Source organism: Bradyrhizobium guangxiense (genome assembly GCF_004114915.1).
Classification (GTDB): Bacteria; Pseudomonadota; Alphaproteobacteria; order Rhizobiales; family Xanthobacteraceae; genus Bradyrhizobium; species Bradyrhizobium guangxiense.
The window spans coordinates 5,136,908-5,151,391 of the sequence record NZ_CP022219.1 but is presented as its reverse complement, the minus strand read 5'-3'; the positions used below and the strand labels follow the sequence as shown (position 1 = coordinate 5,151,391).

General features: G+C 66.1%; 11 protein-coding genes. 10 read left to right on the top strand and 1 reads right to left on the bottom strand.

Features of this window, described 5'->3' with window-relative positions:
* Window positions 1–31 precede the first annotated feature (31 nt).
* Window positions 32–814, bottom strand: coding sequence for an N-acetylmuramoyl-L-alanine amidase (locus X268_RS24595; protein WP_128927321.1), 783 nt, complete (start codon window positions 812–814; stop codon window positions 32–34).
* A gap of 569 nt (window positions 815–1,383) precedes the next feature.
* Here X268_RS24595 and rsmH point away from each other — a divergent pair.
* The 10 genes from rsmH (at window position 1,384) to murC (ending at window position 14,415) form a co-directional block, all read left to right on the top strand.
* The gene (gene rsmH, locus X268_RS24590) at window positions 1,384–2,373 is read left to right on the top strand and encodes a 16S rRNA (cytosine(1402)-N(4))-methyltransferase RsmH (protein ID WP_164937911.1); all 990 of its coding nucleotides are present in this window, start codon (window positions 1,384–1,386) and stop codon (window positions 2,371–2,373) included.
* A gap of 3 nt (window positions 2,374–2,376) precedes the next feature.
* A complete protein-coding gene (gene ftsL, locus X268_RS24585) occupies window positions 2,377–2,769 on the top strand; it encodes a cell division protein FtsL (RefSeq protein ID WP_128927319.1) in 393 nt (130 codons plus the stop codon).
* Entirely contained in the window at window positions 2,766–4,508 is a 1,743-nt protein-coding gene (locus X268_RS24580) for a peptidoglycan D,D-transpeptidase FtsI family protein (RefSeq protein WP_128927318.1), read from the top strand. Before ftsL ends, X268_RS24580 begins: the two co-directional genes overlap by 4 nt.
* An 83-nt stretch (window positions 4,509–4,591) precedes the next feature.
* Window positions 4,592–6,064 carry a UDP-N-acetylmuramoyl-L-alanyl-D-glutamate--2,6-diaminopimelate ligase gene (locus tag X268_RS24575; RefSeq protein WP_128927317.1) on the top strand — a complete coding sequence of 491 codons (1,473 nt, stop codon included), beginning with the start codon at window positions 4,592–4,594 and terminating at the stop codon, window positions 6,062–6,064.
* Window positions 6,061–7,443, top strand: a complete 1,383-nt coding sequence (locus X268_RS24570) for a UDP-N-acetylmuramoyl-tripeptide--D-alanyl-D-alanine ligase (RefSeq protein WP_128927316.1) — start codon at window positions 6,061–6,063, stop codon at window positions 7,441–7,443. The genes X268_RS24575 and X268_RS24570 overlap by 4 nt, the downstream gene beginning before the upstream one ends.
* 164 nt (window positions 7,444–7,607) lie before the next feature.
* Complete coding sequence (mraY, locus tag X268_RS24565; RefSeq protein WP_128927315.1) at window positions 7,608–8,711, top strand: phospho-N-acetylmuramoyl-pentapeptide-transferase; 1,104 nt, start codon at window positions 7,608–7,610, stop codon at window positions 8,709–8,711.
* Between the two features lie 118 nt (window positions 8,712–8,829).
* Window positions 8,830–10,230: a UDP-N-acetylmuramoyl-L-alanine--D-glutamate ligase gene (gene murD / locus X268_RS24560; RefSeq protein WP_128927314.1), complete on the top strand. Its 1,401-nt coding sequence runs from the start codon at window positions 8,830–8,832 to the stop codon at window positions 10,228–10,230.
* A 240-nt stretch (window positions 10,231–10,470) separates the two neighbouring features.
* Window positions 10,471–11,622 (top strand): putative lipid II flippase FtsW, encoded by a 1,152-nt coding sequence (ftsW, locus tag X268_RS24555; protein ID WP_128927313.1) that lies wholly within the window; start codon window positions 10,471–10,473, stop codon window positions 11,620–11,622.
* Window positions 11,623–11,786: 164 nt separating this feature from the next.
* A complete protein-coding gene (gene murG / locus X268_RS24550; protein WP_128927312.1) occupies window positions 11,787–12,887 on the top strand; it encodes an undecaprenyldiphospho-muramoylpentapeptide beta-N-acetylglucosaminyltransferase in 1,101 nt (366 codons plus the stop codon).
* Window positions 12,888–13,011: 124 nt separating this feature from the next.
* Window positions 13,012–14,415 carry a UDP-N-acetylmuramate--L-alanine ligase gene (murC, locus tag X268_RS24545; RefSeq protein ID WP_128927311.1) on the top strand — a complete coding sequence of 468 codons (1,404 nt, stop codon included), beginning with the start codon at window positions 13,012–13,014 and terminating at the stop codon, window positions 14,413–14,415.
* The last annotated feature ends 69 nt before the right edge of the window (window positions 14,416–14,484 follow it).

The following is a 14,484-nucleotide window of genomic DNA, read 5'->3' as shown; positions in this document are numbered from 1 at the left end:
AGCAAGAGATCACATTCTCGGAAGACGTCTGCTATTTCGACGCGACCGGCGTCCCCTCTGCCGGCAGGCTCGCCAGCAGCGCTCGCAACGTCGACAGCGTCGAGTGGTCCGCGACGCCGTCGAGCCGCGCCGGGCGGAAATGGCGCTGGAAGGCGGTGACGACTTCCATGGTCGCTGCGTCGTATTTGCCGGTCAGCGGAACGCCATAGCCGTATTTGGCGAGCGCCTGCTGCATGCTCAGCACCTCGTCGCTGATGGTGCCGAGCATCAGAGTCTGGCCACGCGTGATAGGAGCCGGCGTGACCCAATGACCGACGCCGGAGTTGGCGAGCGAGTGCCACGGAAATTTTTCGCCGGGGTCCTTCTTGCGTGCGGGCGCGACGTCGGAATGGCCGAGCACGCGGTGAGCCGGCACCTTGCGGCGGAGCATGATGCCGCGGCACAGTGCGATCACGGCGGCGATCTGGCGCAGCGGAAATTCGGGATAGCCCCAGTCATGGCCCCGATTGACGATCTCGATGCCGATCGAGCAGGAATTGACGTCGTCTTCGCCGGCCCAGGACGATACGCCGGCGTGCCAGGCGCGCATCGCTTCCGGCACGCATTGCACGATGCGGCCGTCCTCCAGCACGACATAATGCGCGGAGACTTCGGTGCCGGCCGTGCACAGCCGCGCCAGCGCGCCCTCGACATCAGGCATGCCGGTGTAGTGCAGCACGATCATGTCGGGCTGCCGTCCGTTGTTGCGCTCGCCATAGTTCGGTGAGGGGATGATGTCGGACACGATCGAGGAGTCCGGCTCGAACGTCCGCATGTTCGCCGCGGCCTTGGGAACCGGGAGAGCGCGCTGACGCTTCGAATCAGATCCAGACGGCGTGGACGAACCGGACGGCGGCATAGACAGCTCAAGTCGAACGAGAATGGGCCAAGCCCTTCTCTTTACTATTCCTTTACCCTCCCTTGTGCGCAATCGTCCGGCGCGGTTAACGGATCTATTTTGGCGCGGTGTGTGGATGAGGCATCACCGCTGCATCACCTTTTCGACTTGTCGCGAGCCGATCAACGCTTTCTTAACGCTAAGGGCCGTTACTGAGGGATGAAGAGCCGACCCGCGTCCGGAGGCGGCCAAAGCGTATTTTGGCTCGAAATCCCATGGCTGCCCGACAAATTCCACTGGCAACACTGGGTTTGCAGCCCGGGACGACCGGGCGCGATAACCATGCTGGACTAGGGCTTTGTCGTGGAACCGCCGCGACACGGAATGATTCGAGGCGTTATGGGCTTGTTCGTCCCCGATCTTGCTTGGACGTCAGGCCGGGCCTTCGGCAGGCTCAGGGTTGCAAGGCTTTGGGTCACAAGGCTTTGGGTCACAAGGCCTGGCGCATGAGCTCGGTCCCGCACATTCCCGTTCTCGGCCGCGAGGCCATCGCCCATCTCGCGCCGCGCGAGGGTGGCATCTATGTCGATGCCACCTTTGGCGCCGGCGGCTATAGCCGCGCGATCCTGGCGGTGCCGGGAACCCGGCTCATTGCCATCGATCGCGACCGCACTGCGATCGCGGGCGGTGCCGAGCTGGTCGAGCACTCCGCGGGCCGACTGACCCTGGTCGAGGACCGCTTCTCCAACCTCGCCGAGGTCTGCGCGGCGCAAGGCATCGAGGCCGTGGACGGCGTCGTGATGGATGTCGGAGTGTCCTCGATGCAGCTCGACCAGGCCGGTCGCGGCTTCTCCTTCCGCCTCGATGGTCCGCTCGACATGCGGATGGGGCAGGTTGGGCCGACGGCGGCCGACGTGGTCGCGCGCGCCTCGGAAGGCGATCTTGCCGACATCATCTATCAGCTCGGTGAGGAGCGGCAGTCGCGCCGCATCGCCCGGGCCATCGTTGCCGACCGGCAGGAGACGCCGTTCACGACCACGCGCGCGCTCGCCGATCTCATCGGCAGGATCGTGCGCTCCAAGCCCGGCGACATCCATCCTGCGACACGGACGTTCCAGGCCCTGCGCATCTTCGTCAACGAGGAGCTTGAGGAGCTGCAGACCGCGCTGGCCGCTGCGGAGCGCGTGCTCAAGCCGGGTGGCCGCCTCGTCGTGGTTTCCTTCCATTCGCTGGAAGACCGCATCGTCAAGAATTTCTTCGCCGCGCGTTCGAAGACCGGCGGCGGCTCGCGGCATCTGCCGGAGCTGGCGCAGGTTCCGCCCAGCTTCCAGCTGCTGACGCGGCGGCCCGTGATCGCCGGCGAAGAGGAAGTCGCGCAGAATCCGCGCGCGCGGTCCGCAAAGCTGCGCGCCGCCGAGCGTACCTCGGCACCCGCGCATCAGGATGACGAGCCATCGTCCTGGCCGAGACTCTCCGACGTGATGAGGGGCGGCTAGCGCATGCGCATCATCCACCTCCTCGTCATCGGCGCGCTGATCTTCGCTGCGGCCTATGTCTACCGGATCAAGATGGACTCCACGGCGCGCACCGAGAAGGTGTTGCGGCTGCATGCGGAGATCCGCGAGCAGCGCGACGCGATTGCGGCGCTGCGGTCCGAATGGGCCAAGCTCGACGCGCCGCTGCGGCTGCAAGGCCTGTCCGACCGGCATCTGCATCTGAAGCCCGTCAACGGCACGCAATACGATTCGCTGAAGAACCTGCCGGAGCGTCCGCCGCGGATGTTCAGGCCGGGCGAGCCCGATCCGATCGGAGCCATGCTCAACACCATCGAAGCCGCGAGCGATCCCGACAACGTGACGGGCTCCGTGTCTCAGCCCGAGGACAAGCAATGAGCGCTGCGACTTCGGCCAAACCTACAGAACCGTGGCGGCAGCGGCTGATCCGCAGCCTGCTCTACGGGCGCAATGTCGACCGCGCCGCGAAGGCGCGCGCGCGTGTGGGACTGGCGATGCTCGCCTTCGCCTCGATCTATGCCCTGATCGGCGGCCGACTCGTGATGTTTGCGATCGGTGCCGATGCCCATGGCGCCCGCCGCGCCGCGGCGCAGGAAGTGGTTGCGACCGCGCGCCCCGACATCGTCGACCGTAACGGCGCCATTCTCGCCACCGACGTCAAGGCGGCGAGCCTGTTCGGAGAGCCGCGCCGCATCATCGACAAGGACGAGGCGATCGAGCTGCTGACGGCGACCATTCCCGACCTCGACGAGGCCGAGGTGCGCGAGCGCCTGAGGACGCGCAAGGGATTCGTCTGGCTCAAGCGCGAGGTCACGGCGGCGCAGCAGCAGGCCGTCCACAAGCTCGGCATTCCCGGCATCGGCTTCCTGCGCGAGAACAAGCGCGTCTATCCGACCGGCAACGAGGTTGCCCACCTCATCGGTCTCGTCAACATCGACAACCAGGGCATCGCCGGCATGGAGAAGTGGCTCGACAATCAGGGCCTCGCCGATCTCCATCGCGCCGGCTTTGCCACCGACCGGCTGCAAAAGCCGATCGAGCTTTCGGTCGATCTGCGCGTCGAGCACGCGCTGCGTGACGAGCTGTTGAAGGCCAAGGACAAGTTCCACGCCAAGGCCGCCTCCGGCATCGTCTCGAACGTCAAGACCGGCGAGATCGTGGCGATGGTGTCCTTGCCGGATTTCGACCCCAACAATCCCAAGGAAGCGCACGACCCCGACCGCATCAACCGCCTGACCACCGGCGTCTACGAGATGGGTTCGACCTTCAAGGCGTTCACGCTGGCGATGGCGCTCGATTCCGGCAAGATCAATTTGAACTCGTCGTGGGACGCACGCGGAAATCTGCACTACGGCAAGTTCACCATCCACGACAGCCATCCGCTCGGACGCTTCATCAACACCAAGGAAGTGTTCACCTACTCCTCCAACATCGGCGCCGCGCGGATCGCGCTCGGCCAGGGCGTCGAGGCGCACAAGGCGTTCCTCGCCAAGATGGGACAATTGACGCGGCTGCGCACCGAGTTGCCGGAGAGCGCGGCACCGCTGATCCCGCGCCGCTGGAGCGAACTGAACACGGTCACCGCCGCATTCGGACAAGGGCTCTCCGTGGCGCCGCTGCAGGCGGTGATGGGCATCAACGCGCTCGTCAACGGCGGCTATTTGATTCCACCGACCTTCATGAAGCGCAGCGAGGCCGAGGCGGCGACATTGGCCAAGCGCGTGATCAAGCAGGATACCAGCGACAAGATGCGTTACCTGATGCGGCTCAATGCTGAGATCGGTACCGCCAAGACCGCCGACATCAAGGGCTATTACGTCGGCGGCAAGACCGGCACGTCTGAGAAGGTCATCAACGGCCGTTACGCCAAGAAGCGCGTGCTCAACTCGTTCACCGCCATTCTGCCATGCGATGATCCCAAATATCACGTCCTGATCATGCTGGACGAGCCGCAGGCGCTGCCCGAAACGCATGGTTTCATCACTTCGGGCTGGAACGCGGTGCCGACCGGCGGCAAGGTGATCGAGCGGATCGCGCCGCTCTTGGGCGTCGAGCCGCGGTTCGACCTGCCGCCCGCGGACCGCCTTATTCTTGCAGCATCCAGGACAACCCAGTAATCAACGGGTGGCCCATCGCCGCGGCTGAGTCGGGATTTTCCCCGGGGATTCGGCTTTCCGGCAGGCAAGTCGACTGGAAGACCATGAAGCTGCGCGACCTCTTAGGTCAGGATGTTCTGGGCCATGATACCGCGATCGAGCCCGCTGTCGCCGCGCTCGACGTGACCGGTCTTGCGCTCGACAGCCGCGCGGTCAGGCCGGGCGATCTCTTCTTCGCGCTCGCGGGCAGCAAGACCGACGGCGCACGCTTCATCGATGCCGCTGTGGCAGCAGGCGCGGTCGCGGTGGTCGGCGATCACGCGCCGGCCGCCTGCAAGGTGCCGTTTATCGCGGTGGCCAATCCGCGCCGCGCGCTGGCGCTGGCGGCGGCAAGCTTCTTCCCGTTGCAGCCCGCGACGATCGCCGCGGTGACCGGCACCAGCGGCAAGACCTCGGTGGCAGCCTTCACGCGGCAGATCTGGGAGCGGCTGGGGCACGCCTCCGCCAGCATCGGCACCATCGGCCTCGTCTCGCCCAGGCGCACGGTCTACGGTTCGTTGACGACGCCGGATCCGATCGCGCTGCACCGGCAGATCGACGAGATCGCGCGCGAGGGCGTCACGCATCTCGCCTTCGAAGCGTCATCGCACGGGCTCGATCAGTACCGGCTCGACGGCGTGCGCGTCTCCGCCGCCGGCTTCACCAATCTGTCGCGCGACCACATGGATTACCATCCGACGGTGGCACATTATCTTGCGGCGAAACTCCGCCTGTTCCGGGAACTGGTGTCCCCGGGCGGCGCGGCGGTGATCTCGGCCGACCATGATTGCTCGGCGGAAGCGATCGATGCCGCGAAGGCGCGCGGCCTGCGCATCATGGCGGTCGGCCGCAACGGTGACGGAGCAGGCGAGGGCATCCGTCTTGCCAGCGCCGATGTGGAAGGTTTTTCGCAGGTGCTCGCGCTCGAGCATCGCGGCAAGCGTTACGCGGTCAGGCTGCCGCTGGTCGGCGAATTCCAGATCGAGAATGCGCTGGTGTCGGCGGGGCTTGCCATCGGCACCGGCAGCGATGCCGCCGATGTGTTCGCAAGCCTCGAGCATCTCGAAGGCGCCAAGGGCCGCCTCGAACGCGTCGGCGAGCGCAACGGCGCGCCGATCTTCGTCGACTATGCGCACAAGCCCGACGCGCTGGCGAAAGCTCTGCAGGCGCTGCGTCCCTATGCCAAGCGCAGGCTGGTCGTGGTGTTCGGCGCCGGCGGCGACCGCGATGCCGGCAAGCGCCCGATCATGGGCGAGATCGCCGCTGATAACGCCGACGGCATCATCATCACCGACGACAATCCGCGCAGCGAGAAGCCGGAAGCGATCCGCGCCGCGATCCTCGCCACTGCGAAGGGCGCACGCGAGATCGGAGACCGCGCTGCGGCGATCCGCGCCGCGATCGAGGAATTGCAAGAGGGCGATGCGCTGCTCATCGCGGGCAAGGGCCACGAGACTGGACAGATCGTCGGCGGCCAGACGCTGCCCTTCAGTGATCACGAGGCGGTCGCCGCCGCATTGACGTCGAGGGTTACATGAGCGCGCCGATATGGACGGTTGCCGAAGTCGCGCGCGCGCTGGGCGCCGCCGGGTCGTTTCCGCAAACGGAGATCGACTTCGTCACGCAGGACAGCCGTCTGGTGAAGCCGGGCAGCCTGTTCGTCGCGCTCAGCGGCACGCCGAGCGGCTGCTTCATCTCGGCCTTCGCCAGCGCGCGCGACGGCTGGGAGTTCGCGGACAAGGCTGAAGCGTCGGGCGCGGTCGCGATGATCGTGCCGCACGAGATCGCGGGCATCCGCATTCCCCAGATCGTCGTCGAGGATACGCTGATCGACGGCCTCTGGGGCCTCGCTCGCGCCGCGCGCGCGCGCTACCACGGACCGGTGATCGGGCTCACCGGCAGCGCGGGCAAGACCAGCACCAAGGAATTTCTCGCCGCCTATCCGAACGCCTATGCCAGTCCGTCGAGCTTCAACAATTTCTGGGGCGTGCCGCTAACGCTGTGCAATGCCAGGCCCGATGCCAGCCTCTGGGTCGTCGAAATGGGTATGAACCAGCAGGGCGAGATCGCGCGGCTCAGCGAGCTCACGCGGCCGACGGTGGCGCTCGTCGTCAACGTCCAGCCCGTGCATCTGGAAAAGCTCGGCTCGCTCGACGCGATCCGGCGCGAGAAGGGGTCGATCGCGCTCGGCCTGCCCGAGGACGGGGTGCTGGTGCTGCCTGCGGGAATCAAGGCGCCCGACTGGAAGGGCAAGGTCGTGCGCTTCGGTGGCGAGCACGCCGAGGTGCACGAGGTCGCGCATGCGCCGCACGGCGACAGCTGGCAGGTCGTGGCCGCCATCGGCAAGAAGCAGATCGCCTTCAGCCTGACCCCGGGCGCGCCACACCGGGTGCACAACGCGCTGGCCGCGCTCGCCTCCATTCATGCCGCGCATCTCGATGTCGCGACGCTCGCGATCAAGCTCGACCGGGTCGGCATCATGACCGGCCGCGGCGTTGAGCAGGCGATCGGCGGCGTCACCGTGATCGACGACAGCTTCAACGGCAATCCGGCCAGCGTTGCCGCCGCGCTGCAAAGTCTGCAGGCGCGCAATGTGACCGGTGGCCGGCGTATCGCGGTGCTCGGCGACATGCTGGAGCTGGGCGATGATGCGCCGGACTATCACACCGCTCTTGCCAAGCATCTCGACGGCATCGACGGGGTCTACTGCGTCGGCCCGCTGATGCGCCCCCTCTACGATGTGCTCCCCGCCGGCAAAGGTCTCGGCTGGCACGACGATCCCGCCACGCTGAAGCCGGGCGAGGTCGCAAATCTGCTGAGGGCAGGCGATGTCGTGGTTGTCAAGGGCAGCAAGAAGATGTTCTGGGTCAACAAGTTTGTGCCGGGTCTGGTGGCCGCCTTGCAGGCAAAGGCGTAAACTGCTTGGAAGGCTGTTCCCGAATCCCACCCCTTGCGGCGCGAAGCCGTGCGGTTTCCCAGAGGTCGCGCGGCTCATGACGAAGACCAGCGAATGCGCTTGAGGCACGTAGAGGCCAGCATCAAGGCCGAGACAGCGTGCATCGGCGCCATAGGACCGACTGAATGTTTTACTGGCTGATCGAGCTCTCCAACACATTTCCGGGCTTCGGTGCCTTTCGCACCTTCCTGAACGTCTTCCGCTACATCACCTTCCGCACCGGCGGTGCTGTCGTCACCGGCGCGCTATTCGTGTTCCTGTTCGGGCCCTGGATCATCGATCACTTGCGCATCCGCCAGGGCAAGGGCCAGCCGATCCGGACCGACGGTCCGCAATCGCATCTTGCCAAGAAGGGCACGCCCACGATGGGCGGGCTGATGATCCTGTCCGGCCTCACCGTCGGCACCGTGCTGTGGGCCAATCCGCTCAACCCCTATGTCTGGATCGTGCTGGCGGTGACGCTCGGCTTCGGCTTCGTCGGCTTCTATGACGACTACCTCAAGGTGACCAAGCAGACCACAAGCGGGTTCGGCAGCAAGCTTCGGCTGCTGATCGAGGCGGCGATCGCGCTGGTCGCCTGCTACGCGCTGGTGCGGCTCAATCGCGATCCCGCATCGACCGCTTTGACGATCCCGTTCCTGAAGGACACCGTGCTGCATTTCGGCTGGTTCTTCGTCGTCTTCGGCGCCTTCGTCATCGTCGGCGCCGGCAATGCGGTGAACCTCACCGACGGTCTCGACGGCCTCGCCATCGTGCCGGTGATGATCGCGACCGCGAGCTTTGCGATGATCGCCTATCTCGCCGGCAACGCCGTGTTCGCCGAATATCTCCAGATCAAATACGTCGCGGGTACCGGCGAGCTCGCGGTGCTCTGCGGCGCGCTGCTGGGCGCCGGCCTCGGTTTTCTCTGGTTCAATGCTCCACCAGCTTCGATCTTCATGGGCGACACCGGCTCGCTCGCGCTCGGCGGCATGCTGGGCGCGATCGCGGTCGCGGTGAAGCACGAGATCGTGCTAGCGGTGATCGGCGGCCTGTTCGTGCTGGAGGCGGTCTCCGTCATCGTCCAGGTGATCTCGTTCAAGCTGACCGGCAAGCGCATCTTCCGCATGGCGCCGATCCATCACCATTTCGAGCAGCTCGGCTGGACCGAGCCGCAGATCGTGATCCGCTTCTGGATCATCTCGGTGATGCTGGCGCTCGCCGGCCTCTCCACCCTGAAGCTGCGTTGATGATGGTGACGGCCCTGTATCCCCATTCTCGTCATTCCGGACGGCGCGAAGCGGCGATCCGGAATCTCGAGATTCCGGGTTCTCGCTCTGCGAGCCCCGGAATGACGGGAGTAAAGTCATGATCCCGGTCACATCCTTCGCCAGCAAGACCGTCGCGGTGTTCGGCCTCGGCGGCTCCGGGCTCGCCTCCTGCCACGCGCTGAAAGCGGGCGGCGCCGAGGTGATCGCCGCCGACGACAATGCCGAGAACGTGGCCAAGGCCGCGCAGGCCGGCTTCGTCACCGCGGATTTGCGCAACGTCTCCTGGACGAACTTCGCAGCCCTCGTGCTCGCGCCCGGCGTGCCGCTGACCCATCCGGTGCCGCACTGGAGCGTGCTGAAAGCGCGCGAAGCGGGCGTCGAGGTGATCGGCGACATCGAGCTGTTCTGCCGCGAGCGGCGGCGCCATGCGCCGAACGCGCCGTTCGTCGCCATCACCGGCACCAACGGCAAGTCGACCACGACGGCGCTGATCGCGCATCTCACCAAGGTCGCCGGCTACGACACCCAGATGGGCGGCAATATCGGCACCGCGATCCTGTCGCTGGAGCCGCCGCGCATGGGCCGGGTCCACGTCATCGAGATGTCGTCCTACCAGATCGACCTTACGCCTTCGCTCGATCCCACCGTCGGCATTCTGCTCAATGTCAGCGAGGATCACATCGATCGCCACGGCACGATCGAACATTATGCCGCGGTGAAGGAACGCCTCGTTGCCGGCGTGCAGGACGGCGGCACCGCGATCGTGGGTGTCGACGACGGCTTTTGCCGCGACATCGCCGACCGGCTCGACCGCTCGGGCAAGAACGTGGTGCGCATCTCCGTCAAGAACCCGCTGGCATCAGGCATTTATTTCGAGCACGGCAACATCGTGCGCAGCTCGGGCGGTGCGCGCAGCGAGATTGCCGCGCTCGGCGGCATCGGCTCGCTGCGTGGGCAGCACAACGCGCAGAACGCGGCCTGCGCCGCCGCGGCCGCCCTCGCCATGGGCATCGGCCTCGATGTGCTGCAGAACGGCCTGCGCAGCTTTCCCGGCCTTGCGCACCGCATGGAGCAGGTCGGCCGCCGCGGCAACGTGCTGTTCGTCAACGATTCCAAGGGCACCAACGCGGACGCCACTGCGCATGCGCTGTCGTCCTTCGCCGATATTTTCTGGATCGCCGGCGGCAAGCCCAAGGCGGGCGGCATCACTGGCCTCACCGGCTTCTTCCCGCGCATCCGAAAAGCCTATCTGATCGGTGAAGCCGCGCAGGGATTTTCGGGAACGTTGGGCGCGCAGGTGCCGCACGAGATCAGCCAGACCTTGGACGTCGCGATCGAGCATGCCGCGCGCGATGCGGAAGCCTCAGGGCTTGCCGACGCCGTCGTGCTGCTGTCACCGGCCTGCGCCTCCTTCGACCAATATCGCAATTTCGAGATCCGCGGTACCAAGTTCCGCGAGCTGGTGCAGGCTCTGCCGGGCGTGAAGCCGGTGGTGTAGGGCCGTCTTTGTCCCACCAACTCGCTGTCGTCGTCCGGCTTGACCGGGCGACCCAGTATTCCGGGATGGTTGTGGGTCAGTCGAAAGGCTGCGGCGCCTTGGATGCCCAGTCGAGCCGGGGCGTGACAGTATGTTTTGTGACGGCAGTGAGGATCATCTCCAATCATCCGCGTTTCCTTAACCCCCCGGTAACCAACCTCGGCGACCAATGGACGGACCTCTGTCCGAAAGCGGCCGCCCATGCTCTCCCGTGAAGAACGCACCCCCTTTTCCGAGTGGTGGTGGACCGTCGACAAGCCGCTGATGGGCGCCATCCTGGCGCTGATGCTCACCGGCGTGATCCTGTCGCTGGCGGCGAGCCCGCCGGTTGCGACCCGCATCGGGCTCGATCCGTTCCATTTCTTCAGCCGCCACGTGTTGTTCCTGGTGCCGTCCTGCATCGTGCTGCTCGGCGTCTCCTTCCTGTCGCCGCGGTCGATCCGCCGCTCGGCGCTGATCATCTTCACCGTCAGCATCGTCCTGATCGTACTGACGCTTGCGATCGGCCCGGAGGTGAAGGGCTCGCGGCGCTGGATCACATTGCTCGGCGTCAACATCCAGGCGTCCGAGATCGCCAAGCCGTCCTTCGTCGTCATCGCTGCCTGGCTGTTCGCGGAATCGACCAAGCGGCCGGAGATGCCGGCGACCACCATGGCGCTGGTGCTGCTCATGATGTTGGTCGCGCTGCTGGTGATGGAGCCGGATTTCGGTCAGACCATGCTGATCCTGATGGTGTGGGGTTCGCTGTTCTTCATCGCGGGCATGCGCATGATCTGGGTGTTCGGGCTCGCCGGCCTCGGCGCGGCCGGCCTGTTCAGCGCCTATCTGTTCGTCCCGCACGTGGCGGGACGCATCAAGCGCTTCATGAACCCGGCCTCCGGCGACACCTTCCAGGTCGATACCGCCATGGAAGCCTTCTACAACGGCGGATGGTTTGGCCTCGGACCGGGCGAGGGAATTGCAAAACGCAGCCTGCCGGACAGTCACACCGACTTCGTGTTTGCGGTTGCCGCCGAAGAGTTCGGCATCATCCTGTGCCTGGCCATGCTGGCGCTGTTCGCCTTCGTCGTGATCCGCACGCTGTCACGGGCCTATGCCAACGAGGACATGTTCTCGCGCTTTGCCGCTTCGGGCCTTGCGATCCTGTTCGGCGTGCAGGCCGCAATCAACATGTCGGTGAACCTGCAGCTGATCCCCGCCAAGGGCATGACGCTGCCCTTTATCTCCTATGGTGGTTCCTCGATCGTGTCGCTGGCCTATGGCGTCGGCATGATGCTGGCGCTGACGCGGTTGCGCCCGCGTACCGAGGTCGAGGCCAGCGGCCATGCCGAGGCGATGCGGAGCTACGCCTGATCCTCCCCCTGACGAGCCGCGCTTTGAGCGGCATCTCGAAGGGCGAGGCCACCAGCCGGGCCTTCATCGTTCGAGACGCGCGTTCCGCGCTTCTCAGGATGAGGGTTTGATGGCGCCTTCGCTTCGCTCGCAATGCCCGAAAACTCCCTGTAAAACTCTCCACCATGGACACGTCCCCCCTGATTCTTCTCGCCGCGGGCGGCACCGGCGGCCATCTGTTTCCGGCCGAGGCATTGGGCGTCGAGCTGATCCGGCGCGGCTATCGCGTCCGCCTCGTCACGGACGAGCGCGCGCTGCGCTACAGCGGGCTGTTCAGCAAGGACATGATCGACGTCGTCAGAAGCGAGACCGCGCGCGGCCGCAATCCGCTTCAGCTCGCCTATGCCGGCCTCACGCTCGCCGCCGGCACGCTGTCGGCCTATGCCCTGATCAAGCGCCTGAGGCCCGTCGCCGTGGTCGGCTTCGGCGGCTATCCGACGCTGCCGCCGCTGGTCGCGGCGAAATTCGCCGGCGTACCCGGCATCATCCACGACGCCAACGCGGTGCTCGGCCGCGCCAACCGGTTCCTGTCGAGCCGCGTGCGCGCGATCGCGACGTCCTTGCCCGGCGTGCTCGACCGCGATCCCGCGTTGTCGGGCAAGACCACCACCGTCGGCACCCCGATGCGGCCGGCAATCCTTGCGGCCGCCGCGGTGAAATATGTCGCGCCCGAGGTGGGCGGTCCGCTGCGCCTGCTTGTCGTCGGCGGCAGCCAGGGCGCGCGCATCATGGCCGACATCGTGCCCGGTGCGATCGAGCGGCTCGAGCCTGCGTTATGGAGCCGCCTCGTCCTCACCCAGCAGGTGCGTGAAGAGGACATGAGCCGCGTGCGCGCCGTCTACGACAAGCTCAAGATCAAGGCCGAGCTTGCACCCTTCTTCACCGATCTGCCAGCGCGGCTCGCTTCAAATCATCTCGTGGTATCGCGCTCCGGCGCCGGCACGGTGGCCGAGCTTGCGGCGATCGGCCGGCCTTCGATCCTGGTGCCGTTGCCCGGCTCGATCGACCAGGACCAGTTCGCCAATGCCGGCGTGCTGGTCAAGGTCGATGGCGCGATCCGGATCCCGCAGACCGAGTTCACCTCCGACCGGCTGGCGTCCGAAATCTCCGCCTTCGCCGCCGAGCCCGCGCGCCTCGCCCGCATGGCCGAAGCCGCCCGCGGCGCTGGCCGGCTCGACGCGGCCGAGCGGCTGGCCGATCTCGTGGTCAAGATCGCGGGAATCTGACGCGAAAAAGCCCTTGTCTTCGCCTTCTAAAGCGGGGCATCCAGTAGGAAAGGCGCGCGGCTGATTTGGCCGTGACCTTCGCCAGATGCCGCCTGCGCAAGGCGGCGAGGTCAGGGAAAAGAGCATGAGACTGCCGCGCGAGATCGGACCCATCCACTTCGTCGGGATCGGCGGGATCGGCATGAGCGGCATCGCCGAGGTGCTGGTCAATCTCGGCTATGTCGTGCAGGGCTCGGACGCTTCCGACAATTACAATCTCGACCGCCTGCGCAAGAAGGGGGCGAAGGTCTCGGTCGGCCACAAGGCCGAGAATATCGACGGTGCCGAGGTCGTCGTGGTCTCGACCGCGATCAAGCGCGACAATCCGGAACTGATGGCCGCGCGCGAACGGCGCATTCCCGTGGTGCGCCGCGCCGAGATGCTGGCCGAGCTGATGCGGCTGAAGAGCTGCGTCGCCATCGCCGGCACCCATGGCAAGACCACGACGACGACGATGGTCGCAACGCTGCTCGATGCCGGCGGGCTCGATCCGACCGTGATCAACGGCGGCATCATCAACGCCTACGGTTCCAACGCGCGGCTGGGCGCCGGCGACTGGATGGTGGTGGAAGCGGACGAGAGCGACGGCACGTTCCTGAAGCTGCCGACCGATGTCGCGATCGTCACCAATGTCGACCCCGAGCATCTCGATCACTTCAAGACCTTCGACGCCGTGCAGGATGCCTTCCGTCACTTCGTCGAGAACCTGCCGTTCTACGGCTTTGCCGTGATGTGCATCGATCATCCGGTGGTGCAGAGCCTCGTCGGCAAGATCGAGGATCGCCGTATCATCACTTACGGCGAGAATCCGCAGGCCGATGCGCGGCTGGTCGATCTCACCGCGGGCGGTGGCGGCTCGAAATTCAAGGTCGTGATCCGCGACCGCAAGGCCGGCACCGCGCACGAGATCGCTGCCCTCGCGCTGCCGATGCCGGGCCGCCACAACGCCTCGAACGCGACGGCGGCGATCGCGGTCGCGCATGCGCTCGGCGTGTCGGACGAGGCGATCCGCAAGGCGATGGCCGGCTTCGGCGGCGTCAAGCGCCGCTTCACCAAGACCGGCGAGTGGGACGGCGTCACCGTGATCGACGATTACGGCCATCATCCCGTGGAGATCGCGGCCGTGCTGAAAGCGGCACGCGATTCCTACACCGGCAAGGTGATCGCCGTGGTGCAGCCGCATCGCTACCCCCGCCTGCAATCGCTGTTCGAGGAATTCTGCACCTGCTTCAACGACGCCGACGCGGTTGTTGTCGCTGACGTCTATGCCGCGGGCGAAGCGCCGATCGAGGGCATCGATCGCGACCATTTCGTCGAAGGCCTGCGCGCGCACGGGCATCGCGAGGTGGTCCCGCTGCCCAACGCCGGCGAGCTTGCCAAGATCGTCCACGGCATCGCCAAGAGTGGCGATCTCGTCGTGTGCCTGGGGGCGGGCAACATCACGCAATGGGCGTATGCGCTGCCCGGCGAATTGAAGGCGCTGGGATGAGCTGGCGAATGAGAGGTGCGCAGCCGGCGGCACGGCAAACTGCGCTCCCTCCCCCCTTGTGGGGGAGGG